The organism is Arthrobacter castelli DSM 16402 (genome assembly GCF_000430705.1).
Classification (GTDB): domain Bacteria; phylum Actinomycetota; class Actinomycetes; order Actinomycetales; family Micrococcaceae; genus Arthrobacter_C; species Arthrobacter_C castelli.
The window spans coordinates 312,787-336,774 of sequence record NZ_AUMN01000002.1 but is presented as its reverse complement, the minus strand read 5'-3'; the positions used below and the strand labels follow the sequence as shown (position 1 = coordinate 336,774).

The window sequence follows — 23,988 nt, the reverse complement described above, 5'->3', positions numbered from 1 at the left end:
CCGCCGCCGGGACCGGCCTCGTCCGGCCGGGGAGTAAGTTGCGCCGAAATCCGGTCCTTTGTACCTGGAGGCGGGGCTTTTACTCCCGGCACGCACCAATGGCGGGACTACGTCACCTGGTTGATGATCGTCTCGGCGACTTCGCGCATGCTCAGGCGGCGGTCCATCGACGTCTTCTGGATCCAGCGGAAGGCCTCCGGCTCGGTGAGTCCCATATTGTTGATCAGCAGGCTCTTGGCACGCTCCACGAGCTTCCGGGTCTCGAACTGCTCCTTGAGGTCCGTCACCTCGGACTCCAGCGCCTTGATCTCGTCGTGACGCGAGAGCGCCACTTCCATGGCGGGCATCAGATCCGAGGGAGTGAAGGGCTTGACGACGTACGCCATGGCGCCGGCGTCCCGGGCGCGTTCCACCAGTTCCTTCTGGCTGAACGCGGTCAACAGCACCACCGGGGCGATCCTGGCCATGACAATCTTCTCGGCGGCGGTAATTCCGTCCATCACCGGCATCTTCACGTCCATCAGGACCAAGTCGGGCTGAAGCTCGGTGGCCAGTTCGACAGCCCGCTCGCCGTTGTCCGCTTCGGCGATGACGTCGTAGCCCTCGCCGCGGAGAATTTCGACGATGTCCAGGCGGATTAAGGTCTCATCTTCGGCAACGATGATGCGGCGCGATGGGGCGGACTCGGTTGGCTCAGGCACTACAGGCTCCCTTGACTACAGTCATTACACAAGAATCGGGCCGTCGGCGGCCGTCGGTTCACACAAACAGCCTATCGGGATGTAGAGTAGTTTGGCGTACTCGGAGACAGTGAAGATTACCTCAATTGAGTGATGATCCACTGTTCCGGCCCGAATGGCGGAATAGGCAGACGCGCTGCACTCAAAATGCAGTATCGAGAGATGTGTGGGTTCAAGTCCCACTTCGGGCACCGTGTTTCCCTCTGGTCAGCGACGTATACTGCCCTGATGAATCGCCACATTCGCTACACCACGCCGTCGGAAATGGCCCTCGCCATCGTCAGCGCCTTCGCTGGCACTGGTCGGGTGAAGATGTTCCTGTCGCGTCAGGTGCCGAAGGGGCTGGTGACTGTGTTCGATTCCTCCATTGTGGTGAACATGCGCTGCATCGTCTCGGTGTCGTTGAGGTGGGGGAACGGCTCGTCGACCGGGGCCTCGACGCCGAGGAAATCGCACAGAGGACCCCAGCCGTCTCTGGCTGAGAACATCAGGAGGCGGTCGCTCGGCGCGGTCGCGCGGACCCGGTCGGTGTGAGCATTGAATGCCTGTACGGCCTCTTCGTCGGTCATCGAGTTGCCATGCGGTAGGGCAAGGCCCAGCCGTTCCTGCGCAGCTCTCGACATCAGCGGCATGAGGTCGGAGAAGCCCTGCAGCGGTTCGGGTATGCGGTCTAAGTCCATCTCGGATGGATCGGGGAATGCGTTGCGCACGCTGGCATGCCAACGTTTGGGGTCGCGGACGGTGAGGATGATCTTTGCGTCCGGGTAGGCCCGGGAGAGTTCCTGCCAGTAGATTGAGGCCGGGAAGTCCACGGCCGCCCGGTAGCCGGCGAAGACACGATCCCAATCGGGGGAGTCACCTGTCATCACGGACTTCCACCGTTCGATGTGCTGCGGGTTCTGCATCAGTTCGAACATGTGGTAGCAGGGGTCGAACCCGAGGCGCTCCAACGCGGCCTTGAGTGAACTGGTTCCCGTGCGCGGCAGCCCGGCTCCGATGACTTTTAGCAATGAATTTCCTTTCTCTGTCCTTGCGGCGCACTCGTGGCATACCCGTCCACGAGCAGCGGCTGATGCGTCTATTGACTGCAGAAACTGGCTACGAATGTTGTGGTCAGATTAGTCTACGGGTTCAGTGCCCTCTGCCCCGTCCAAGGAGAGTCCGACGCCTTTGGTCAACGTGACCGCATGGGGACTGACCACTTTCGGTCCCGATCAGCCGTGCGAAACCAGTGCGCCGCTGCTGGAGTGGCTGGGCACGACCGGCGCCGGCAAGGTGGCCATCCACCTCTTCTGTTGTCGCTATGGCAGGAGGTTCCCTGAACGGACTCGTCCTTGTCAGAGGTACACGCTATCCTCAGCAATATGGATGCTGCGCAGATGCAGAAAAAGCTCGAGCTGTCAGCAGATGAGGATTTCATCCTCACCGCATGGCAGTACCGGATGATGCAGCGCGACATTGCCGCCTCGAAGGGCAAGCACCTCCCGTCGAAGCGAAACGCTCGCGGGCCCTCCTCCTCATCATCGACCTGTACGGCTTTGAGCCGTGGGTCGAGGGTAAGTGGGACAAGGGCGTCCGCGCCGATTGCCTCTCCGAGGCTCATCACGCGATGGATCAACTGCATCCCGAAGACCTCGACGCGGTAGAAACTGCATACAAGGACGCGATCAAGACCCTATCGAAGTCGGGTTCGTGGAAGAAGATCGCGCTCTTGGCAGGCGCCGGACTTGGCCTCGGGGCACTGACTGGTGGCCTTGCGGCACCGGCAATTGCGGGAGCATACGGAACGCTTGTGCTTGGTTACACGGGTGCGGTCGCCACCTCGGCCGGCATGGCCGCGATTGGTGGCGGATCCCTTGCAGCAGGTGGTTTCGGGATGGCTGGTGGCGCTGCTCTCATCACCAGTTTCGGCGGCGCAGTCGGCGCCGGCGCGGCGACGCTGGGCGGTAAGACGACCGGCTTCACTGCCGTCCGTGTCGCGGCTGACGCGATTCGACTTCACGTGGTCACCCAGCTCGTCCTTCGAGACGTCGATGGCAACGAGGAAGCAGCTAAAGCGGTCATCGTCAGCCTTCGGGAACGAGTCGCGAACCTCGGCGGCACAGTTGCAGCTCTTGCCGAACGTATTGAGGACCTTCGTGTGCAGCTTGAAGCTAAGAAGGAAGAGGTGGACGCGGAGCAGACACGTCGCCTGGAAGCTGAAGACCGCGCCGGCCGCTTTCGAGCGGTCGCGAGTCGCCTGCGGGAACGTGTTGCCGGTTCCGACGATGGGGAGCTCCAGGCGCTGCTTGCCGAACTCGACGACGTCGAAGGAAAGAAGAAGACCGTTTCGAGACTCGCTGAGGGAGTTACTGCTCTGGCCACTGACCTTGAGGAGGCGGCATGAGCACTGACAATGGTGATCGCGCGGACTGGCGTTCGCCGATCGATGCTGACCTTGTCGGGAATCTCGACGCCCTGATGCGCGACCTCGACGACATTGAAGCGACCGCTACGGCGGCCCTATCGGATCAGCCGATGGACCGGTCGACGGCACAGCGCATGGCCTCCGCCCCGAAGCGCCTCACGTACGGCGAGCTCACGACATACAACCAGGAGCGTCGCAGGGTCCAGGCGTGGGGCGAGGCCGAGATAGCCGATATTCTCGACCCGGTTGCGTTGAAGCACCTTGATGAGTGGCGGAACGCCCAGAGGATTGCTTGGGAACGCAGCGACCTCATAGTCGTCGGCGTTGCCGGCCTTCTCGGAGCTCTCGCGACCCTGTACGACACGCAGATCGACACCGCAGTCCTCGAAGGCCTGTCTTGGTTGAAGAAAAGCAACCTGCTGAGCCAGTGGGAAAGGGACGCTGCCCGGCTTTCCATCGATTACACGGGCCCGAAATTCGGCGGACCCGCTCACAGAGCTCGTTCCGCAGGCCACGACATCGGCCGGTTCTTCAACGCCCTCAATCAAGTGCGTACTGGAACCTTCGAAGGGACCAGGTGGGAGGATGGGCAACGGGTCGTCGAACAAGTGGCAACGACTCGTTCCGGGATGCCGTTCGCGAACGCACCCGAGGCACACCTGGCGCTGGCGTTGTTGCTGAAGCACTGGGCCGCAGACTTCGTCACTCCGATGAGTCTGCCGTTGCCTGGCTGGACTCTTCTCTACGAAATGCCGGACCGCGAGCTGCGGAAATTCGCACACGATGCTTATGCTGGCACAAATGCGGGAGACGGCCTGAACCTTCGCTCGGGGCTCCTCTCGCCTGGCCTCGGAATGGTCACCACCGAGGTGATCATTCGGACTCATACGCATTTGTCCGCGTATTGCAAGACGGGTACTCCACGTCTTGCGACGGCTGCCGCTGCTAAGCGCACTGAGATGCTGCTGGCATCTCATGCCGTTGCCGGGGCAGTCAGCTTGTCGAAGACCGCAGCCGCAGCCGCGGCTGGCGAATCGCTTGTGGCGGCACGGCACCTCAATATCCCGGCGTTGTTGCGGATCGGGATTCTGTCGTTGACAGTGCGCTCCGACGCCGTAGCTCGAGCGGCTGCCGGGGCCCCGCCCTGGAAGCAACTCCTTGAGGATGAAGCCGCCACATGGACCCTGCCCGAGGCAGCCGCCATCATAGACCTGCTTGTTGCTCAAGACCCTGCGCATACCGTCGGCGGGGATATGTAAGAACGTGGCCACCCTTACGGAAGGTCCACGGGATCCTGGCTGTAATTGCCGGTCCAGACGGCCCGCGAACCGGCCTCACCGATGAGCACCACCTGGGTGACCGTCCCGGCTGCTACTGCCACGGTCACCAGCACCGTCACCAGCATGAGCGCCCTGCCGGTGGACCCTCCGACGGCGCCGCGGCGCTTCGTGGCGAGCCGAGTCCCACCGGACCCGGTTCCCGTCGACCGGGTCACGCGGCTGTCCGGGCGGTACATGTCGGTTGCTTCCCGAGGTTGCGGCCGATACCGGAACCAGAGCCACTGACCGACGGCCAACAGGGCCACCGCAGCGACCCACCATTCCAGGTTCCGTCCGCGGGCGATATGCTCCTCGAGCACCGGGGTGTGCACCACCCGCAGTGCCAGCCATTCGCCTGCCAGCTGGGTGGCCGGCACCACTGCGGCGGCCAGCACCGCCAGCAACGGCGTCACCACCCCGAGCCGGCGGCGCGCCGTCGGCCACACCAGGCTCAACACCGTGCACAGTGCCGCCACGGGAACCAGGATCACGGTCACATGCAGCAGCAGGATATGGGCCGGCAGCCCGTTGATCTCGTACAGCATGGGTGTGCTCCTTCGCGTGTTGGGCGACTGGTCCTCTGGCCGTTGATACGCAATGGGCGTCTAATAGGTTCACCGGCGAAGGGTGTTCGACACCGGTCGACCGGGACGCCGGTGAACCGAGGGGATCTGCGCGCCGTAGTAGGGGAGGAGGACGAGGATGCCCGATCAGGCCGAGGCGTTGCGCATGCTCTACGATCAGCATGCCCCGGAACTGCTGCGCTTTGTCACCCGCCTGACCCAGGACAGGGCGTTGGCCGACGACGTCGTCCAGGAGACCCTGCTGCGGGCGTGGCAGCGGCCTGCCGTGCTGGAGCGTCCGGAACCGGCGCTGCGCGCATGGTTGTTCACGGTGGCCCGCCATTTGGTCGTCGATGACCGGCGCAGCGCCCGTCATCGGCACGAGATCGGCACGGACCGGCCGCCGGACCAGTCGACGCGGGACCGCAGCGACGAAGTCCTCGACACGTGGCTGGTTGCCGAAGCCTTGTCGACCCTCAGCCGGGAACATCGGGAGGTGATCGTGGCCGCCTACTACCGCGGTGAATCAACCGTCGTGATCTCCGAGCGACTGGATATTCCCGAAGGGACCGTCAAGTCGCGAATGCACTATGGATTGCGGGCACTGCGGCTGTCCCTGCAGGAGAAAGGAGTGACACGGTGACCGATCGTGATCCGGACCATGTCCAGTCCCAGTCCGACCCGTTCCGGGAATGGGATGCCGCCTATGTGCTCGGCTCCTTGACGCCTGCCGATCGGGCGGCGTACGAGGCGCATCTGGCCGAGTGCCCACGCTGCAGCGCCGCCGTCGCTGACCTGGCAGGACTGCCCGGCATTCTGGCCGCCGTCCCGCACGACGAAGTGCTCGCACTCGCAAGCAACGAAGCGGACGGACTCGACGAGGCCGGAGGCACCGCGGATGGAGTCACAGCCAGACTCGACGCGGAAGGAACCGCCGCGGGTGCCGAACGCTCTGCGAACATTAGGTCCCTGGGCGCGCGGGTACGACGTCGGCAGAACCGGTGGCTACTGGCCGCGGCCTCCGCCGTCGTGGTCGCAGGCGCGGCCTCCGCGGCAATCACCGTGGCGGTCACCGGCGGAAACCAGACGGGCCCGCAGGCCGGACCTTCGCCGGGCACCACCGCGTCGTCGACGGCAAGCCCGACGGCGGGGCCGACCGGGAGCGAGGGCAGCACCTTGGCCTTCCACTCTGTCGCACCGAGCCCGCTGAGTGCCGAGGCCAAGCTGATCTCGAAACCATGGGGCTCCCGCATCGAGGGAACCTGCCGATACCCGGCCACCGGCCGCTATAACGGGCCCGGAGGGCCGGCATCGCCCGGGCCGGGACCATCGGGCTCCGGGACGGATAACCGTTACATCATGGTGATCGTCGACGACGACGGCGCCGCGGTGAAGGCGGCCAGCTGGCGGGCCGCGCCGGGCAGCGTGGTGCGCCCGACCGCGACCACGGCCGTGCCGGCAACGGATATCCGCAGTGTGGAGATCCGAGCCGCCGGCAGCGGCGAGGTCCTGCTCCGTGCCACTGCCGGTCAGTGACGTCGGTCCCGGAAGACGTGCCCGGACGGGGAGAGGGATCGCCCCGGCATCGCTGTCCGCGCCGCCGGCAGCCAGCCCGGCAACGCGTGGTCAGTACCCGCCGCCGGAGTCCATGGGCATCTCGGTGATCTTGTCCCCATTGGGAGCCAGCACCCACCAAATGTCATTGACACCCTGGCCCGTGACGTCCCCGGCGGCGGTATCCTGGGCGAACGTGTACACCGGCAACCCGTCCACGGTGACCTGCAGAGTCCCGTCCTTGCGGGTAATGGTGTCCACCTCGGCCGTGACCCCCTCCACCTGCGGCGTCTGCGATTCGGCGACCACCGGCGGCCATGCGCTGGCACAACTCTCATAGCAGGTGCTCTTACCGGAGTCGGGCTTGTCCTTGTCGAAGTAATAGACACTCATGCCGGTCCCGTCGACCACAATCGTGCCCAATGACGTGTCAGCGGTCCCGAGCGCCACGTCGTTCGAGGCAGGTGCGGTTTCCTGGCTGGTGGTTTGCTGGTCGGCCCCTGATCCGGTATTCGGACCAGTACCTCCTCCGCAGCCCGTCAGGCCCAGCAGTGTGATGCTCCCCGTGGCCAATATCAGTGCAGCTTTCCTGTTCATGATTGCGCCTCATTCCAGATCCCGCGGCTTCATCGGCGCGGTCGCGCCGTCCACACCCCCACCACGACGCCGGACGCCGGCCGGTTCACCGGGCAGGTCAAGGTCCCGTCGCCCCGCATCGAGTTTCCGAACACGTCGGGCAGGCTCGGTGCGGCTGTAGGTTGTAGGTGTGGATAGTCATACGGAACAGAGCCCGCCCTCGGTGCGGTCCGTGGACCGTGCGGTGTCGTTGTTGCAGCTGTTGGGGCAGCGGGGCCAGGGCCGGGTCGGTGAACTCGCCCGGGACCTCGACATCCATAAGTCGACGGTGTCGCGGCTGCTGGCCACGTTGGAACGCCGCGGCCTGGTCGAGCAGAATCCGGACGGGACGCATTACCGGCTCGGTCCCGGCGCCGCGCAGCTGGCCGATGGTGCAAACCGGGCCTTCGACTTGCGGCTGCTGGCGCGCCCGGTGTGCGAACGGTTGGCCGACGACGTTGGTGAAACTGTCAATCTCGCGGTCCATGACGCGCCGGACGTGATCAGCATTGACCAGGTCATGGCCTCCTCGGCGGTGGTGATCACCAACTGGGTCGGGCAGCGCACGCCGTTGCACGCGACCGCAGCCGGGAAGCTGTTCCTGGCCTACTTCCCCGTTGAGGTCCGCGACAGCGTACTGGCCGGCTCGCTGGCGCGGTTTACCGAACGTACGATCGTGGACCGCCGGGACCTGCTCGCGGAACTCGACGAGGTCCGGGACCGGGGCTACGCCGTGGCAATCGAAGAACACGAGGTGGGGCTCAACGTCGTCGGCGCCCCGATCTTCCGTCATGACGGTACGGTCGTCGCGGCGCTGACCGTCTCGGGACCCAGCTTCCGCGTGGACCGGAGCGCTATGCCCGCCCTGGCCGAGGCCACCGCGCGTGCCGCCGGTACGATCAGCCGCAAAAACGGGTACCACGCACTGGACTGACCCCATTGTCTCGAAGCGTCAGCGGGGCTAAACTGCCGTCATATCGTTGCGCAGAACGTGATTGTCCCACTCTACGCAACGATCTCCCGGAGAATATGGGTCGGTCATAGGAGATGGCAATGAACCCGCAACCAGAAATTCTGCTCTATACCCGTCTACGGAAGTCCCCCTACTTCTACGCATCCGGCCGGCACGGGGTTGTCGCCTACAGCGTCTGCAATCATCAGTACCATCCTCGTCGTTACGGGGACCCCTTCGAGGAATACTGGGCCCTGGTCAACGACGTCACCCTGTGGGATGTGGGCGCGGAACGGCAGGTCGAGATCACCGGACCCGACGCTTTCACCTTCACCAACATGCTGACGCTGCGCGACCTCAACCAGTGCGCGGTTGGCCAGTGCATGTACGCCTTGATTACTACCGCCGACGGCGGCATCCTGTCCGACCCGATCCTGCTGAGGCTGGAGGAAAACCGGTTCTGGCTTTCCACGGCCGAACGGACCCTGCTGGCCTGGTGCCTGGCCTCCGCCCACTGGTCAGGTCTCGATGTGCAGGTCAGCGAGGCCGACGTCGGACCCGTCCAGATCCAGGGACGCTACGCGCTGGAAGTGATGATCGACCTGTTCGGCGAATCAATCCGGGACCTGCGTCGCTACCGGCTCACCCGGCACGACTTGGATTCAATGAGCGTGGTCGTCTCCCGCACCGGTTTCACCAACGAGCCCGGCTACGAAATCTACCTCGAGAATGCACGGCGCGATGCCGACCGCCTCTGGGAGACCGTGCTGGAGGCCGGAAAACCACACGGCATGCGGGTGACCGGTCCCGTGCATATCAGCCGGATCGAGACCGGGATCCTCTCCTATGACGCCGACATGTCGCTCGACACCAATCCGTACGAGGTGGCCGGCGACTACCCCTGGCTCGCCGAGGTGGACCAGCCGGCGTCGTTCATTGGACAACCGGCCCTGCAGAAAATCAGGGCCAGAGGCGTGGACCGCAAGGTTGTCGGCGTCGAAATCAGCGGAGAACCGCTGGGCGCGTATATCGACGGTTCGATGCCTGACGTGTTCCCGGTCGTGGGCAACGGGGCATGGGCCGGTCAGGTGAGCTCGGCGTGCTATTCACCGCGGCTGGAAAAGAACATCGGATACGCGATGGTGCCGATCGAATCCGCCGATATCGGAACCGGGTTCGGGATCGAGACTCCCCACGGGACGGAAACGGCCACCGTCGCCAAGAGACCGTTTTTGCCCTTCCACGGCTAGTTCTCATCGGACCAGGAGGTTCGCATGGCACTCGACCCTCTCCTTGAGCCATTTGAGCTGGGCAACGTCACGCTGCGCAACCGGGTGGTGAGCACATCCCATGAACCGGCCTTCACCGAGGATGGCATGCCGAAGGACCGCTACCGCCGCTATCAGGTGGAGAAGGCGCGCGGCGGCGTCGGGCTGACGATGATCGGCGGCTCGGCCATCGTGGGCCGTGACTCGCCGCCCGCGTTCGGCAACCTCGAGATGTACCGCGACGAGATCGTCCCGTGGCTTCGGACGCTCTCCGACGACGTCCACGAGAACGGTGCCGCGCTGACCATCCAGCTGACCCACCTGGGACGCCGGACGAGCAACTACCTGGGCGACTGGCTGCCGGTGCTGTCCGCCTCACGCGTGCGCGAACCGCAGCATCGGGCGTTTCCGAAGGAAGCCGAGAGCTGGGATGTGGACCGGGTGGTCAGCCAGTACGCCGAAGCCGCCGAGCGCGCCATGGCCGGAGGAATGGACGGAATCGAGCTCGAACACTACGGCCACTTCATCGACAGTTTCGTCTCGCCCTGGCTGAACCAGCGCGGCGATGACTATAACGGCACGCTGCTTGACCGGCTCGACGTCGGACTGCGGGTGGTGAAGGCGGTGCGGGCCGCCGTCGGAGACGACGCGCCCATCGGGGTCCGCATGAGCCTCGACGAGGACCTGCCCCACGGTCTCCACCCCGGCGAGGCGATTGACGCGCTCAAGCATTATGCCGACGCCGGCATCAGCTTTGTCAGCGTCATCCACGGAACCATCGGATCCGACAAGACCCTCTCCGAGGCTATTCCCGGGATGGGCACCCCGTCGGCGCCGTACCTGGACCTGTGCGCCGCCGTGAAACGCGAGGTCGCGATGCCGGTGATGCATGCCGCCCGCATCGCCGACGTGCCCACCGCGCGGTACGCGGTGCGCGAGCAGTTGGTCGACCTGGTCGGCATGACCCGGGCCCAGATCGCCGACCCGTACCTGGTGAACAAGATTGCCGCCGGCGACGAAGACCGCATCCGCCCGTGCGTCGGCGCCAGCTACTGCCTCGACGCCATCTACGATTCGGGAAGCACCAAGTGTATCCACAACCCGGCAGTCGGACGTGAGGCGAGCCTGCCCCACGAAATCGAAGACACGGCTGAACACCCGTTGTCAGTTCTTATTGTGGGAGCCGGCCCGGCGGGTCTCGAGGCCGCCCGCGTGTGTGCGGCGCGGGGACATACCGTGACCGTGCACGAGGCGAACGAGAGCTACGGCGGCCAGGTCGCCATCGCGGCACGGTCGGAGCGCCGGCGGGAGCTGCGCGGGATTATCGACTGGCGCTATGACGAAGCCATCCGGCTCGGAGCGGACTTTGTCTTCAACCAGCTGACCGAGAGCGGCGACGTCGAAGACATCAGCCCCGAGGTCGTCGTCGTGGCCACCGGGGGCGTGCCCGACACGGACATTGTCGAGCCCGGCGGTGAGCTCGTCAACGACACCTGGGATGTGATGACCGGCTCGCTGACGACGGGGGAGGCGCTGGTCTACGACGACGCCGGCGGCTACCCCGCCCTGGACGCCGTGGAGTATCTGGCCAGCCACGACGCCAAGGTGCACTACGTGACACCGGAGAGAACCATCGGAACCGAAGTGGGGTCGATGAATTCGCCGGCCTACCTGGAAGTGATCGACCGGTACGGGGTGGCAGTGACGCTGGCGAAACAGTTGCGCAGCGTTCGCCGCGCTTCGGCGACGTCGCTGACGGCGGAACTGTTCAGCGAATACGGCGGGACGACCACGACCGTGGAAACCGGAACCGTCGTCATCGACCATGGAACCGTCCCCAATGACGACCTGTACCACGACCTGAAAGATAAGTCGTCGAACGGCGGGGAAGTCGATTACGATGCGTTGCTGTCGGGAGGCCCGCAGGCCCTGACCCGGAATCCCGACGGGAGGTTCCAGCTGTTCCGTATCGGTGATGCCGTGGCCAGCCGCAATATCCACGCCGCCATCCTCGATGCACTGCGATTGGCGATCACGATTTAAGCGGGTCGAAGCGCTCCGACGAACACACCGGTCGGATCCCGGCCCGATAGCGGTGGCGCGTTCTCGTCATTTGCCTGTCCAAGCCGGTAAATCGGTCGCCCACTGGACGAAAAGTGCCGGAATGGAGACTACCCTTCCACCGGTCAGACACTAAGTGCCGGATCAGCGCTCGCAAAGGGGTAGTTACTGTCCTTCCGACTTCGCAAGGGAGGTAACGGGGGAAGCGGATGAGCTTCAGTCGGTGATTCCGGCCAGCCACCTGTTGGTCTGCCGAGGAGAACGAAACGTCAGTACCTGGAACAGGGAATTGCCTGCGCTTCGCTCTTCTGGCGGCGGGTCCGATGGCGGAAGGCTGCCCGACGGCGGCACGTTACTTGTCGTCCCGCAGCAGGTTGGTGATGCGGGCGGTCGACAGCCGCCGGCCGTCGTCGTCCGTCACCACCACTTCGTGGACCGCCAGGGTGCGGCCCAAGTGGATTGCCGAAGCCGTTCCGGTCACCGTGCCCGATCTCACGCCCCGGTGGTGGGTGGCTCCAATCTCAATGCCCAGCGCGTGCCGGCCTTCTCCGGCATGGGCGACGGCGGCGAAGGATCCCAGGGTCTCGGCCAGCACCATGTGCGCACCGCCGTGCAGCAGCCCGGTGACCTGGGTGTTCCCGTCCACCGGCATGGTGCCGACGGTGCGTTCGGCCGAAATTTCCGAAAAGATAATCCCCGTCTTCACCACCAGGGCGCCGACGCCATGACTTTTGAGCAAGCCGTGCATGCTGTCCGGCACGCCGGCGTCGAACAGTTCCCGGGTGTAATCGCCGTCGGCCGCCGTTTCCGGCCGGTGCCGGGTGAAATTGTCTGTCATGAGAACTAGGCTGGCACCTGTGACTGAAACTACCAAAACCGGCCACCAGGCCGTCGATACAGCCGTGCCCAGTGCCGGAACCTCCGACTCCAAGCGGCTGCTCGTGGTGGATGGCCATTCCATGGCATTCCGGGCCTTCTTCGCCCTGCCCGCGGAAAACTTCTCCACCTCCACCGGCCAGCACACCAACGCCGTCTTCGGATTCACCTCGATGTTGATCAACCTGATCCGCGACGAGCAGCCCAGTCACCTGGTGGTGGCCTTCGACCTGGACACTCCCACCTTCCGCTCGCAGGAGTACACCGAGTACAAGGCTGGCCGGAACAAGACGCCCGAGGAATTCTTCGGACAGATCGACCTGATCGTCCGGGTGCTCGAAGCCATGCGGATCCCCACGATTTCGCTGGACGGCTTTGAAGCCGACGACATTATCGCCACCCTGGCCGAACAAGGCGTCGCGGACGGTTACGACGTCATGGCGGTCACCGGGGACCGGGACGCCTTCCAGCTGGTTAACGACCAGGTCACCGTGTTGTACCCGCGCAAGGGCGTCACCGACCTGCCGCGGATGGACGCCGTGGCGATCGAAGAAAAGTACCTGGTGCCGCCGTCGTTGTATTCCGATCTGGCAGCCCTGGTGGGGGAGACGGCTGACAACCTGTCCGGCGTTCCCGGAGTAGGCCCGAAGACAGCCGCCAAGTGGATCAAGCAGTACGGCGGCTTGGAGGGGATCCTGAACAACGTGGACTCCATCAAGGGCAAGGTGGGGGATGCGTTGCGTGCCCATGTCGACGACGTCAGGCGCAACCGCAGACTGAACCGGCTGCGGCACGACCTTGAACTGCCCATCGGACTGGATCACCTGACCGCCACGCACCCCGACCGGGAGGCGGTGGAAGAACTCTTCGACGCCTTGCAGTTCAATGTGCTGCGCAAGCGCTTGTTCGACCTGTACGGCGAAGAGGAAGCTGCCGCCAACGTCGAAGAGCCGCTGGTGCCTCAGTATTCGGTGTTGTCCACGGCCGATGAACTGGCCGCATGGATCGACGAGACCAAGCTGCTCAACACCGCGGTGGCAGGCGTACTGCAGCCTGTGGCAGACAGCGGGGACGACGTCGTCGGCCTCGCCCTGCTGTCGGCTGAGACCGCGGCGTTTCTGGACCTGGAGCAATTGGATCCCGACGCCGAGCGGGTGCTCGGGCAGTGGCTGGCGGATATGGACGCGCCCAAGATCGTCCACGACTTCAAGGTCATCTACAAGGCCCTGGCCCAGCGCGGCCTCGAGCTGGCGGGAATCGTCGATGACACCGTGTTGTCCGGTTACCTGGTGCAGCCGGACCGTCGCAGTTACGACCTGGCGGACCTGTGCCAGTACCACCTGCGGATCTCGCTGGAGGGCCAATCGGCCGACGACGGCGCGCAACAGCAACTCGATTTCGACGAAGGCGCCACTGCCGGCCGCGATGCGATCGTCCGGGCCGCCGCGATCCACCGGCTGAGTGAATACCTCAGCGCCCAGCTGGTTGCCCGGGGCGGGGCGGACCTGCTCTCCGGGCTGGAACTACCCCTGGCCCGGGTGCTGGCCGACATGGAACGCACGGGCATCTCCGTGTCGGTGGACCAGCTGGACACGCTGCTGGACGACTTTTCGGTGACGATCGCCAACGCCCAGTCGGACGCGTTTTCAATTATCGGCAAGGAAATCAACCTCGGGTCGCCGAAGCAGCTGCAGACGGTGTTGTTCGACGAGCTTGAGCTGCCCAAGACGAAGAAGATCAAGACCGGCTATTCCACCGACGCGGATGCCCTGAACGACCTGATTGTCAAGAGCGGCCACCCGTTCCTGCACCATTTGCTGGCCTACCGCGATGCCAGCAAGCTGCGGCAAACGGTGGAGGGGCTGAAGAAATCGGTTGGCACGGACCGCCGGATCCACACCACCTACTTGCAGACGGTGGCGGCCACCGGGCGGCTGTCGTCGATGAACCCGAACCTGCAGAACATCCCCATCCGCAGCGAGGCGGGACGCCAGATCCGCGAGGTCTTCATGGTCGGTGAGGGATTCGAAACCTTGTTGACCGCAGACTATTCCCAGATCGAGATGCGCATCATGGCCCACCTGTCGGGTGATGAAGGGTTGATCCAGGCCTTCAAGGAAGGCGAAGACCTGCACCGCTTCGTCGGTGCCCGGATCTTCAATGTGGAACCCGCGGATGTCACCCCTGCCATGCGCTCCAAGGTCAAGGCGATGTCGTACGGGCTGGTGTACGGCCTCAGCTCCTTCGGATTGTCCAAGCAGCTCGGCGTGCCGGTCGATGAGGCGCGGACCCTGATGAGCGATTACTTTGAACGCTTCGGCGCCGTTCGCGACTACTTGAGGGGAGTGGTGGACCAGGCCCGGGTCGACGGCTACACCTCCACCATCGATGGCCGTCGCCGCTACCTGCCCGACCTGTCCAGCGACAACCGGCAGCTGCGCGAAATGGCCGAGCGGGCCGCCCTCAACGCCCCCATCCAGGGATCCGCGGCTGACATCATCAAGAAGGCGATGCTGGGCGTGGATCGCGCACTGGCCGCGGAGGGCCTGGAATCGAGGATGCTGTTGCAGGTCCACGATGAATTGCTGCTCGAGGTTGCGCCCGGCGAGCAGGACGCCGTGGAACGGCTCGTCACCGAACAGATGGGGTCGGCCGCGTCATTGTCCGTGCCGCTGGATGTGCAGGTCGGCGCGGGTTCCAGCTGGCATGAAGCGGGCCACTGATGGCCGGCGCAGCGATGGCCGGCGATGCCGGCGGGCAGCAATACCAGATCGATTCCTTCCCGCCGGGGATGGAGTCGGGGGAGGCGGATCGGCGGACAGCCGCTTGGTTCGGCGCCGTCCGGTTCGGCTTCCACGACGGGCAGGCCGTTCCGGAGAACTTGCCGAAAGTCATCGAGTCCTATCACCGCGATCAGCGCGTGCTGACCGCCGCCTACCCCTTCCACACCCCGGAGGCGGCATGGGACGAGGCAGTGCCAGTGGCCACCTACGCCACCATGGTCAATACGTTGAACGTAGGCGGCGGCCGGATGCTGCCTGCTCATCTGGTCACCGCCGTGACCGTGCGACCCACCCACCGGCGTCGCGGGCTGCTGCGCCGGATGATCACCGGGGACCTGGCGGCGGCCAGGCAGCAGGGGCTGGCGATGGCCGCCCTCACGGCGTCCGAAGCCACCATCTATGGCCGGTTCGGGTTTGGTGTTGCCACGTTCACCAATGAAGTTGAAGTAGACGCCCGTGAACGATTCAGCGTGCCGAGTGCCACCGCCGGCACCGTGGAGGTGGCTGATCCGGCGGTGCTGCTGGATATCGCTCCGCAGGTTTTCGCCCGGTTCCATGAAAAGACCACCGGCTCGATTGGCCGCCAGGACGCCTACCGGCAGCGGGTCTCGGGGCAATGGAGCGACGACAAGCAAGAACCAGACCGCTTTGTGCGTGCGGCTCTGCATTACGACGACGGCGGCGTCATCGATGGCTACGTGTCCTACAAATTTGCCGGATGGGACCAGGAACCGCCCACGATCAAAGTGCTGGATCTGGTGGCCACCAATGACGAGGCCTACCTGGCGCTGTGGAACTACCTCGGTTCCATCGACCTGGTGGAGCGGATCAAATACCCGTCCGCCGCCGTCGACGACGTGCTTCCCTGGGCCATGTCCGACCGGCGCGGATATTCGGTCAGCGGGCAGGAAGACGTCTTGTGGCTGCGCATCCTCGACCCGGTGACGGCGTTGCAGGCTCGCAGCTACGGCGCAGACGGTGAGCTGGTCATCAGGCTGCACGATCCATTGGAATGGACCTCGGGCACCTACCGGATGCGGGTGGTCGGCTCCGAGGCCTCGATCAGCCGCTGCGACGACACACAACACACCGAGCACACCGGGCACACCGAGCACACCGGGCACACCGAGCACACCGGGCACACCGGGTACACCGCCGCGCCGGAGATCAGCATCAGCGTGAACGGGCTCAGTTCACTGTATCTGGGCGGCGTTCGCGCCGGCGCGCTGGCGGCGGCAGGCCAATTGCAGTGCGCCGGCCCGGATGTACTGTCCCTGGTGGACCGGATGTTCGTGGCCCCGGCGGCACCATGGTGCATCACGCACTTTTGATTTGCTTTGACCGCCCTTGTCAAATGGCATTAGACTTGTAAAGTGCGTCTCACGCGCGCCCTCCAGCCGTATACGGATGGCCGATCTGCAACGTCTTATGGCAACGCCATAGTCCGATGTTGGCCGGTGCTCCCGCCGCGGCTGGGTGAACACAATTATAAGCATTCAGCAGTACCGGCAATGGCCCTTCATCGCCGGTCTTCCTGATCCGATCAACAATCCACGACGGAGCCCCTACTACATGACCATCACCACCACCGAGAAGCCAGGTACCCCGCAGGTCGCTGTGAACGACATCGGTACCTCCGAGGACTTTCTCGCCGCTATCGACGAGACGATTAAATACTTCAACGACGGAGACCTGGTTGAAGGTACTGTCGTCAAGGTCGACCGCGACGAAGTCCTGCTCGACATCGGTTACAAAACCGAGGGTGTCATCCCTTCCCGTGAGCTTTCCATCAAGCACGATGTCGATCCCGGAGAAGTTGTCTCCGTCGGTGACGAGGTCGAGGCGCTGGTCCTGACGAAGGAAGACAAAGAAGGCCGCCTCATCCTGTCCAAGAAGCGGGCGCAGTACGAGCGTGCCTGGGGCGACATTGAAAAGATCAAGGAAGAAGACGGTGTCGTTACCGGAACCGTCATCGAGGTTGTCAAGGGCGGCCTCATCCTGGACATCGGGCTGCGCGGCTTCCTCCCCGCCTCGCTGGTGGAGATGCGCCGCGTCCGCGACCTTGCTCCGTACATCGGCCAGCAGATCGAAGCGAAGATCATCGAGCTGGACAAGAACCGCAACAACGTGGTGCTGTCCCGCCGCGCCTGGCTGGAGCAGACCCAGTCCGAGGTGCGTTCGACCTTCCTCAACAAGCTGGACAAGGGCCAGGTCCGCCCCGGCGTCGTTTCCTCGATCGTCAACTTCGGTGCGTTCGTGGACCTGGGCGGCGTCGACGGTCTGGTCCACGTCTCGGAGCTGTCCTGGAAGCACATCGACCACCCGTCCGAGGTCGTCGAAGTCGGCCAGGAAGTCACCGTCGAGGTGCTCGAGGTCGACCTGGACCGCGAGCGGGTCTCGTTGTCGCTGAAGGCCACCCAGGAAGATCCGTGGCAGACCTTCGCCCGCACCCACGCGCTGGGCCAGATCGTTCCCGGCAAGGTCACCAAGCTGGTTCCGTTCGGCGCATTCGTCCGCGTGGAGGACGGCATCGAGGGCCTGGTCCACATCTCGGAGCTGGCCGTGCGCCACGTGGAGCTGGCCGAGCAGGTTGTCTCGGTGGGCGACGAGGTGTTCGTCAAGGTCATCGACATCGACCTGGAACGCCGCCGGATTTCGCTGTCCTTGAAGCAGGCTAACGAAGGCGTTGATCCTGAGTCGACCGAATTCGATCCCGCGCTCTACGGCATGGCCGCTGAGTACGACGAAGCCGGCAACTACAAGTACCCCGAGGGCTTCGACCCCGAGACCAATGAATGGCTCGAGGGTTACGAAGCACAGCGCGCCGCTTGGGAGCAGCAGTACGCCGATGCCCAGGCCCGTTGGGAAGCCCACAAGGCGCAGGTCGCCGAGCAGGGACCAGTCGAGGCCGAGCAGGAAAGTGAACCAGCCGAGAGCAACGCTTCGAGCTACTCCTCTGATGTTCCGGTGGACGACTCCGGCACCCTGGCTTCCGACGAAGCGCTGGCTGCCTTGCGTGAGAAGCTCACCGGCAACTAGATCCCAGGAGTTGGGTGTGGGGGAGTAGACCCAGCAGCTGACTGTACAGAGGACCTCCACCTGCTTTGGTGGGGGTCCTCTATTATTTTCCGGAAGGATCCATGATGGAACAGTTCATCGATACAGGTCAGGGGACCGGTGTCAGTACCTCGACGCTGCTGCCCATGATCCATGACCGGGATGAATTCGAAGCGACCGTAGGTAAGTCGTCCGACCCCGTGGACGCGGTCCTCTACCACCTCTTCCTCGGCTCCCTGGACAAGGCGGAGAAAGCGCTGGACAAGGCCATCAAGAAGGGCCCGGGTCCCGGGGACTTCAGGGTGAAGGCGTTGGCAGCGGACATTCAACGCGGGCGCGGCGACTACCGGCAGGCAAAGGCCATGTACCGGCACCTGTTGGATGAGGAGGCAGGCTCCGCCCGTGAAGCGGTGCTGCACCAGGACCTGGGAAGAGTGTTCTTCGCCGAGGCTGATTATACGACGGCGGCTGAATGCTTCAAGGCAGCGCTGCGGCTGCGGCGTCGGGACGGCGCCCCGGAAGCTGAGCTCCGCGCCTCTGAAACGGCCCTGCGTCGCTCCGAAGAGCGCTATCGTCAGACAGTCACGGGTGCCGCGGGCTGACCCTCAGGCGGCATCCACCCATTTCGTGCCCAACTGCTCCGGGACGGCCCCGCCTGCGGTCAGCGAGGCCAGTTGGTCAAGGAAGCCCGTAACGGCCCCGGGCGCATCGTCGACTGCTGCCCGGATCTGCACAGCAGGTCCGCTGTAGTCGCTGCCCAGTACCACCGTTCCGGCGCTGCGCAGCTCATTCTCCAGCCTGCCGGCGTCGGCGTGCGGGGCCGGCACCGCGTAGAGCCGCATTCGCCGGCGCCGCACCGCCGGGGCGGAATCCACTGCTTGCGAGACAGAGTCCGAATAGGCGCGGACCAGGCCTCCGGCGCCGAGCAGCACCCCGCCGAAATACCGCACCACGACGGCCGTGATATCACTCAGGTCCGTCACCCCCGGTGCCGTTTCCCGCCGCAGCAGCGCTTCCAGCATGGGAGCCCCGGCGGTCCCGGAAGGTTCCCCGTCGTCATTGGAACGCTGCATCGAACGCTCCGGACCAAGGACGAAGGCGCTGCAATGGTGCCGCGCGTCATGGAATTCCCGCCGCAGACCGGCCACCAGGTCGCGCGCCTGCTCCTCGGTTTCCGACCTGCTCAGCACCGTGATGAACCGGGAGCGCTTGATTTCGATTTCGTGCCGGTACTCGCCGGAAATAGTGGTGTAGCACGGAATCGAAGCGGTTGGTTCTGACACGTTCCCCAGCCTACCGGGGAGGGGCCCCGGCTGAGCGGAGCGAAGTCGGGGAGCAGGCCCAGGGCCCGCGCTGGTTCCAAGACCTCCCGTGCGCCCGAGCCACCTCGACATTTTCGCGTAGGCGTGCCTCGTCTGTGCGCACAGTTTCGGAGGCGGCTGCAATTTGGCGCAGGTCATCAACATGATCGATCTGAGCTGTTGCTGGGTCGAGCTTGTCAGCCAATTCTTCAAAGCGGTCGGCCGCCCTATTGATCTCATCGTTGGTATGTCGCATCGTTGTCACCTCCCTTAAAGGAACTCGTGGAACTTGCGCCGGAGCCCCTGGCGTGGATAACTACTGGATCGTCGCCGGCAAGATCGAGAACTCCAATTTCCAATAGGGCTCCTTCCTCAGTTGGTCCTATGAGCATCGTCAGATCCTCATCAATGGCGATTCGGCGTCAATGGCTGGATAGACTGGCGATGTGCTCAGAATCGGTCTCACTGGCGGCATCGCCGCAGGAAAATCGTTGGCCGCGCGGCGGCTGGTCCAACTCGGTGCCACACTCATCGACGCCGACGCCATCTCCCGGGACGTGGTGGAGCCCGACACCCCCGGCCTGCGGGCCGTCGTCGACGCCTTTGGCAGGGGCGTCCTAAACGACGACGGCGGTCTTGATCGCGCGGCCCTGGGCGCCAGGGTGTTTGACGACGCCGCGCAGCGCGAGCGGCTGAACGCCATCATCCACCCGCTGGTCCGCGCCCGGGCCGCTGAGCTCATGGATTCCGCGGGCCAGGACGCCATAGTCGTACAGGACATTCCGCTGCTGGTGGAAACCGGGCAGGGGCCCGACTTTCATCTGGTGGTCGTGGTTGATGCCCCTGAAGCTGTCAGGATTCGACGGATGATCGACGAACGTGGCATGTCCGCCGCTGACGCCGAGTCCCGCATCCGTGCCCAGGCCAGCGACATGCAGCGCCGCGAGGCGGCTGATGTGCTGCTCGACAACACGGGCACAGAAGCGGACCTTGAGGGTGCCATCGACGAACTGTGGCATGAAAGGTTGCTGCCGTTCCGCGATAACCTGCTGCGGTCCCGGCCGGCGCCACGCCCCGGACCGGCGGAACTGATTCTGGATGACGGGTGGGCTCCGGCGGCACGCCGGCTCGCGGCACGGCTGGAACGTAGCGACCGGCGCATCCTCGCCGTCGACCACATTGGCTCGACCGCTGTGCACGGGCTGCCGGCAAAAGATGTGATCGATCTGCAGGTGACAGTACGGTCGCTGGCCGATGCGGATGCGGCCGCCGACCAGTTGACGGGCGCCGGGTTCCCGCCAGTGCCGGGCGCGCTGCGGGACACCCCCAAACCATCACAACCGGACACCGGCCAATGGGGAAAGCGGCTGCATTCGAACGCGGATCCGGGGCGCCCGGCCAATGTGCACGTCCGCACGGCTGGCTCCCCGGGCTGGCGCTACGCATTGGCTTTCCGGGACTGGATGCGCGCCGACGCCGCTGCCAGGGCAGACTACCTGCGCGAGAAACAGCGCGTGGCGGCCGCCCATGCGGCGGACCGTGGAGCGGGCGGCTACGCCGCGGAGAAGGATCAGTGGTTTACCACCCAGGCCGACGAGCGGTTGAACCAGTGGATTAACGAATCGGGCTGGACAGCACCGCGCTACTGATACTGCCACGGTGAACGAGGGAACCTCCAGGCGGAGGCGAGCCTATCCGCAGGTGTAGGTGACCCCATCCTGTTGATGCACACCCGGACCCAGCTCGGCACAAACTTCCATGATGTTGCCGATGGCGATGCTGAACGCGATGATGCCGATGATGAGGCCGATAGTGCCGATGATGCCGATGATGATACCGGCGAGCGCGAAGCCGTTCTTGGTGTGTGCACGCTTGGACTTCACCATGGCCACGATGCTTACGATCAGGCCCACCACGGTCAGCGGACCGAGCAGGGAGAGCACGAAGCCAACTATTCCCATGGTCTTTCCGGGCACCGGGCCGGCCGGGCCTCCCTGGGCATACGGACCGGCAGCGTAGCCGCTCTGGGGATAGGGCTGTCCTGCGTTTCCGTAATTGGCGGGCTGGTCCTGAGGCTGTTGACCGTACGGGTCGTTCGTCGACATGGTGTCCTCTCACATAGAAGTGCCGCCACTCATGCTGTCGGATATAACCGGGAATGCAAGCAGAAGGACCGGCGCGTCGGTTTATTTCCGTCCGTCCTTACCCATACTGCGCGGCGGCGATGATGAAGAGATGATGAAGAACCACCCCCGGAAAGCGTAGCGTGGGAGCATGAGCCTTGCACAGGACATTCAACGGGTGGTTGCGCCCTTTGAAGTGATCAGCGATTTCGAACCCGCCGGTGATCAGCCGACTGCCATTGCCGAGCTGACCGAACGGATCGCCGGCGGCGAGAAGGACATGGTGCTGCTGGGGGCCACCGGCACCGGTAAGTCGGCGACCACCGCCTGGCTGGTGGAACAGGTGCAGCGGCCCACCCTGGTGCTGGTGCAGAACAAGACGCTGGCCGCGCAGTTGGCCAACGAGTTCCGGGAACTGCTGCCGAACAACGCGGTCGAATACTTTGTCTCCTACTACGACTACTACCAGCCCGAAGCGTATGTGGCGCAGACCGATACCTTCATCGAGAAGGACTCGTCCGTCAATGAGGAAGTCGAGCGTTTGCGGCACTCGGCCACCAACTCGCTGTTAACCCGGCGGGACGTCATCGTCGTCTCCACCGTCTCCTGTATCTACGGCCTGGGCACGCCCGAAGAATATGTCAACGGAATGGTCACCCTGCGCCGGGGAGATGAAATGAACCGCGATGACCTGCTGCGGCAGTTCGTCAGCATGCAGTACAGCCGCAATGACATGGATTTCCACCGCGGAACCTTCAGGGTCCGCGGCGACACCGTCGAAATCATCCCCATGTACGAGGAACTGGCCCTGCGGATCGAGTTCTTCGGCGACGAGATCGAGAACATCTACACACTGCATCCTCTCACCGGCGAAGTCGTCCGCGAGGAAACGGAAATGTATGTATTCCCTGCCTCGCACTATGTCGCGGGCCCGGAACGGATGAACCGGGCGATCGCCACGATCGAGGACGAACTGCGGGACCGGCTCGAGGAGCTGGAAGGGCAGAACAAGCTGGTCGAAGCCCAGCGGCTGCGGATGCGGACCACTTACGATCTCGAAATGATGCAGCAGATGGGATTCTGCAACGGCATTGAGAACTATTCGCGCCACATCGACGGCAGATCTTCCGGCTCCGCCCCGCATTGCCTGCTGGACTATTTCCCAGACGATTTCCTGCTGGTGATCGACGAATCCCATGTGACCGTGCCCCAGATCGGCGCGATGTACGAGGGGGACATGTCCCGGAAGCGGAATCTGGTGGACTTCGGGTTCCGGCTGCCGTCGGCCATGGACAACCGCCCGCTGAAGTGGGACGAATTCCTGGAGCGGATCGGCCAGACCGTGTACCTGTCCGCGACCCCGGGCAACTATGAACTGGGCAAGGCCGACGGGTACGTGGAGCAGATCATCCGTCCTACCGGGCTTGTCGACCCCGAAGTGATTGTGAAGCCCACCAAGGGGCAGATCGACGACCTGCTCGGTGAAATCCGCACCCGCAGTGAACAGAACGAGAGAGTGCTTGTCACAACGCTGACCAAGCGGATGGCCGAAGACCTGACGGGCTACCTGCTGGAAAACGGCGTGAAGGTGGAGTATCTGCACTCGGACGTCGATACCCTGCGGCGTGTGGAACTGCTCCGCGAATTGCGTACGGGCAGCTTCGACGTGCTGGTCGGGATTAACCTGCTCCGCGAAGGGTTGGACCTGCCGGAAGTGTCGCTGGTGAGCATTCTCGATGCCGACAAGGAAGGTTTCCTCAGGTCCTCGAGATCGCTGATCCAGACCATCGGCCGTGCCGCGCGTAACGTCTCGGGCCAGGTGCATATGTACGCGGACAGGGTCACGGATTCAATGGCCAACGCCATCGAGGAAACCAACCGCCGGCGGGCCATCCAAATCGCCTATAACCAGGAGCACGGCATCGACCCGCAGCCGCTGCGCAAGCGGATCGCCGACATCACCGATTCACTGGCTCGCGAGGATGCCGATACCCAGGCCCTGCTGGACGCCTCGGCGTCGTCGAAAACTTCCGGCAAGAGCAAGCCGGCGGCACGTCCGGAGCCCGGCAAGCTGGCCTCCGCACCGGCTGAGGACCTGACTGACCTGATTGCCCAGCTGACCGAACAAATGCATTCCGCCGCGGGAGAGTTGCAGTTCGAACTCGCCGCCCGGTTGCGGGATGAAATCGGGGACCTGAAAAAGGAACTGCGCCAGATGCAGGAGGCAGGGCACGCCTGATCCGCCGCAGTGGAGAGTTGCGGTGCAGCGGAATCGTGCGGAGTTTCCTCCGGGCCACCGGTTCGGTAGACTCATAATCCACGTAGGGGAGTATCCTTCAGCGCTATGGACGTCAACACGCGGGGCACAG

The 23,988-nt window shown here is 64.3% G+C and carries 20 protein-coding genes and 1 tRNA gene; 14 read left to right on the top strand and 7 right to left on the bottom strand.

The features are described 5' to 3' along the window. Positions 1-107 precede the first annotated feature (107 nt). Entirely contained in the window at positions 108-701 is a 594-nt protein-coding gene (locus H535_RS0104120; protein WP_026818547.1) for an ANTAR domain-containing response regulator, read from the bottom strand. A 148-nt stretch (positions 702-849) separates the two neighbouring features. On the opposite strand from H535_RS0104120, the gene H535_RS0104115 reads away from it, so the two are divergent. Next, a tRNA-Leu gene (locus H535_RS0104115) sits at positions 850-931 on the top strand. Between the two features lie 135 nt (positions 932-1,066). Here H535_RS0104115 and H535_RS23370 read toward each other — a convergent pair. After that, on the bottom strand, positions 1,067-1,750 hold the full coding sequence (locus H535_RS23370) for a sulfotransferase family protein (protein ID WP_051298478.1): 684 nt from the start codon (positions 1,748-1,750) through the stop codon (positions 1,067-1,069). A 419-nt stretch (positions 1,751-2,169) separates the two neighbouring features. Between H535_RS23370 and H535_RS0104105 the strand changes: the two genes are divergently transcribed. Both H535_RS0104105 and H535_RS23365 read left to right on the top strand, forming a co-directional pair. After that, positions 2,170-3,126, top strand: coding sequence for a hypothetical protein (locus H535_RS0104105; protein ID WP_026818546.1), 957 nt, complete (start codon positions 2,170-2,172; stop codon positions 3,124-3,126). Next, a complete protein-coding gene (locus H535_RS23365) occupies positions 3,123-4,406 on the top strand; it encodes a hypothetical protein (RefSeq protein WP_051298476.1) in 1,284 nt (427 codons plus the stop codon). The genes H535_RS0104105 and H535_RS23365 overlap by 4 nt, the downstream gene beginning before the upstream one ends. Before the next feature lie 14 nt (positions 4,407-4,420). Here H535_RS23365 and H535_RS0104095 read toward each other — a convergent pair whose 3' ends face one another. Beyond that, a complete protein-coding gene (locus H535_RS0104095) occupies positions 4,421-5,011 on the bottom strand; it encodes a hypothetical protein (protein ID WP_026818545.1) in 591 nt (196 codons plus the stop codon). A gap of 157 nt (positions 5,012-5,168) precedes the next feature. Between H535_RS0104095 and H535_RS0104090 the strand changes: the two genes are divergently transcribed. Continuing rightward, a complete protein-coding gene (locus H535_RS0104090) occupies positions 5,169-5,672 on the top strand; it encodes a sigma-70 family RNA polymerase sigma factor (protein ID WP_026818544.1) in 504 nt (167 codons plus the stop codon). Further along, entirely contained in the window at positions 5,669-6,565 is an 897-nt protein-coding gene (locus H535_RS0104085) for an anti-sigma factor family protein (protein WP_026818543.1), read from the top strand. Before H535_RS0104090 ends, H535_RS0104085 begins: the two co-directional genes overlap by 4 nt. Before the next feature lie 90 nt (positions 6,566-6,655). Here the strand turns inward: H535_RS0104085 and H535_RS0104080 are convergent, their stop codons facing one another. Then, positions 6,656-7,180 carry a COG4315 family predicted lipoprotein gene (locus H535_RS0104080; protein WP_026818542.1) on the bottom strand — a complete coding sequence of 175 codons (525 nt, stop codon included), beginning with the start codon at positions 7,178-7,180 and terminating at the stop codon, positions 6,656-6,658. A gap of 169 nt (positions 7,181-7,349) precedes the next feature. Between H535_RS0104080 and H535_RS0104075 the strand changes: the two genes are divergently transcribed. From H535_RS0104075 to H535_RS0104065, 3 genes are all read left to right on the top strand, one after another. Then, positions 7,350-8,132 carry an IclR family transcriptional regulator gene (locus tag H535_RS0104075; RefSeq protein ID WP_211236518.1) on the top strand — a complete coding sequence of 261 codons (783 nt, stop codon included), beginning with the start codon at positions 7,350-7,352 and terminating at the stop codon, positions 8,130-8,132. 119 nt (positions 8,133-8,251) lie between these two features. Then, positions 8,252-9,400, top strand: a complete 1,149-nt coding sequence (locus tag H535_RS23360) for a glycine cleavage T C-terminal barrel domain-containing protein (protein ID WP_211236517.1) — start codon at positions 8,252-8,254, stop codon at positions 9,398-9,400. Between the two features lie 24 nt (positions 9,401-9,424). After that, positions 9,425-11,461 carry an oxidoreductase gene (locus H535_RS0104065; RefSeq protein WP_026818540.1) on the top strand — a complete coding sequence of 679 codons (2,037 nt, stop codon included), beginning with the start codon at positions 9,425-9,427 and terminating at the stop codon, positions 11,459-11,461. Positions 11,462-11,831: 370 nt separating this feature from the next. Here H535_RS0104065 and H535_RS23355 read toward each other — a convergent pair whose 3' ends face one another. Beyond that, a complete protein-coding gene (locus tag H535_RS23355) occupies positions 11,832-12,317 on the bottom strand; it encodes a hotdog fold thioesterase (RefSeq protein WP_026818539.1) in 486 nt (161 codons plus the stop codon). Here H535_RS23355 and polA point away from each other — a divergent pair. The 4 genes from polA (at position 12,316) to H535_RS0104040 (ending at position 18,797) form a co-directional block, all read left to right on the top strand. Next, positions 12,316-15,078 (top strand): DNA polymerase I, encoded by a 2,763-nt coding sequence (gene polA / locus H535_RS0104055; RefSeq protein ID WP_081416426.1) that lies wholly within the window; start codon positions 12,316-12,318, stop codon positions 15,076-15,078. The genes H535_RS23355 and polA overlap by 2 nt on opposite strands. After that, positions 15,078-16,469 carry a GNAT family N-acetyltransferase gene (locus H535_RS0104050; RefSeq protein WP_245580145.1) on the top strand — a complete coding sequence of 464 codons (1,392 nt, stop codon included), beginning with the start codon at positions 15,078-15,080 and terminating at the stop codon, positions 16,467-16,469. Before polA ends, H535_RS0104050 begins: the two co-directional genes overlap by 1 nt. A gap of 241 nt (positions 16,470-16,710) precedes the next feature. Next, positions 16,711-18,177: a 30S ribosomal protein S1 gene (gene rpsA / locus H535_RS0104045; RefSeq protein ID WP_026818536.1), complete on the top strand. Its 1,467-nt coding sequence runs from the start codon at positions 16,711-16,713 to the stop codon at positions 18,175-18,177. A gap of 101 nt (positions 18,178-18,278) precedes the next feature. After that, a complete protein-coding gene (locus tag H535_RS0104040) occupies positions 18,279-18,797 on the top strand; it encodes a tetratricopeptide repeat protein (protein ID WP_155838524.1) in 519 nt (172 codons plus the stop codon). A 3-nt stretch (positions 18,798-18,800) separates the two neighbouring features. On the opposite strand, the gene H535_RS0104035 is transcribed toward H535_RS0104040, so the two are convergent. Next, positions 18,801-19,478 carry an IMPACT family protein gene (locus tag H535_RS0104035; RefSeq protein WP_051298474.1) on the bottom strand — a complete coding sequence of 226 codons (678 nt, stop codon included), beginning with the start codon at positions 19,476-19,478 and terminating at the stop codon, positions 18,801-18,803. 464 nt (positions 19,479-19,942) lie between these two features. On the opposite strand from H535_RS0104035, the gene coaE reads away from it, so the two are divergent. Beyond that, positions 19,943-21,145 carry a dephospho-CoA kinase gene (gene coaE / locus H535_RS0104030; RefSeq protein ID WP_026818533.1) on the top strand — a complete coding sequence of 401 codons (1,203 nt, stop codon included), beginning with the start codon at positions 19,943-19,945 and terminating at the stop codon, positions 21,143-21,145. A 42-nt stretch (positions 21,146-21,187) separates the two neighbouring features. Here the strand turns inward: coaE and H535_RS23350 are convergent, their stop codons facing one another. Beyond that, positions 21,188-21,601, bottom strand: coding sequence for a hypothetical protein (locus tag H535_RS23350; RefSeq protein ID WP_051298472.1), 414 nt, complete (start codon positions 21,599-21,601; stop codon positions 21,188-21,190). A gap of 169 nt (positions 21,602-21,770) precedes the next feature. On the opposite strand from H535_RS23350, the gene uvrB reads away from it, so the two are divergent. Beyond that, positions 21,771-23,858, top strand: a complete 2,088-nt coding sequence (gene uvrB / locus H535_RS0104020) for an excinuclease ABC subunit UvrB (RefSeq protein WP_026818532.1) — start codon at positions 21,771-21,773, stop codon at positions 23,856-23,858. The last annotated feature ends 130 nt before the right edge of the window (positions 23,859-23,988 follow it).

Excerpts from the sequence above, each read along its gene's own strand:
- H535_RS0104105 (WP_026818546.1), top strand. The coding sequence starts at position 2,170 with ATGGCAGTACCGGATGATGCAGCGCGACATTGCCGCCTCGAAGGGCAA.
- H535_RS23365 (WP_051298476.1), top strand. The coding sequence starts at position 3,123 with ATGAGCACTGACAATGGTGATCGCGCGGACTGGCGTTCGCCGATCGAT.
- H535_RS0104095 (WP_026818545.1), bottom strand. The coding sequence starts at position 5,011 with ATGCTGTACGAGATCAACGGGCTGCCGGCCCATATCCTGCTGCTGCAT.
- H535_RS0104090 (WP_026818544.1), top strand. The coding sequence starts at position 5,169 with ATGCCCGATCAGGCCGAGGCGTTGCGCATGCTCTACGATCAGCATGCC.
- H535_RS0104080 (WP_026818542.1), bottom strand. The coding sequence starts at position 7,180 with ATGAACAGGAAAGCTGCACTGATATTGGCCACGGGGAGCATCACACTG.
- H535_RS23360 (WP_211236517.1), top strand. The coding sequence starts at position 8,252 with ATGAACCCGCAACCAGAAATTCTGCTCTATACCCGTCTACGGAAGTCC.
- H535_RS0104065 (WP_026818540.1), top strand. The coding sequence starts at position 9,425 with ATGGCACTCGACCCTCTCCTTGAGCCATTTGAGCTGGGCAACGTCACG.
- polA (WP_081416426.1), top strand. The coding sequence starts at position 12,316 with ATGAGAACTAGGCTGGCACCTGTGACTGAAACTACCAAAACCGGCCAC.
- H535_RS23355 (WP_026818539.1), bottom strand. The coding sequence starts at position 12,317 with ATGACAGACAATTTCACCCGGCACCGGCCGGAAACGGCGGCCGACGGC.
- H535_RS0104050 (WP_245580145.1), top strand. The coding sequence starts at position 15,078 with ATGGCCGGCGCAGCGATGGCCGGCGATGCCGGCGGGCAGCAATACCAG.
- rpsA (WP_026818536.1), top strand. The coding sequence starts at position 16,711 with ATGACCATCACCACCACCGAGAAGCCAGGTACCCCGCAGGTCGCTGTG.
- H535_RS0104040 (WP_155838524.1), top strand. The coding sequence starts at position 18,279 with ATGATGGAACAGTTCATCGATACAGGTCAGGGGACCGGTGTCAGTACC.
- H535_RS23350 (WP_051298472.1), bottom strand. The coding sequence starts at position 21,601 with ATGTCGACGAACGACCCGTACGGTCAACAGCCTCAGGACCAGCCCGCC.
- uvrB (WP_026818532.1), top strand. The coding sequence starts at position 21,771 with ATGAGCCTTGCACAGGACATTCAACGGGTGGTTGCGCCCTTTGAAGTG.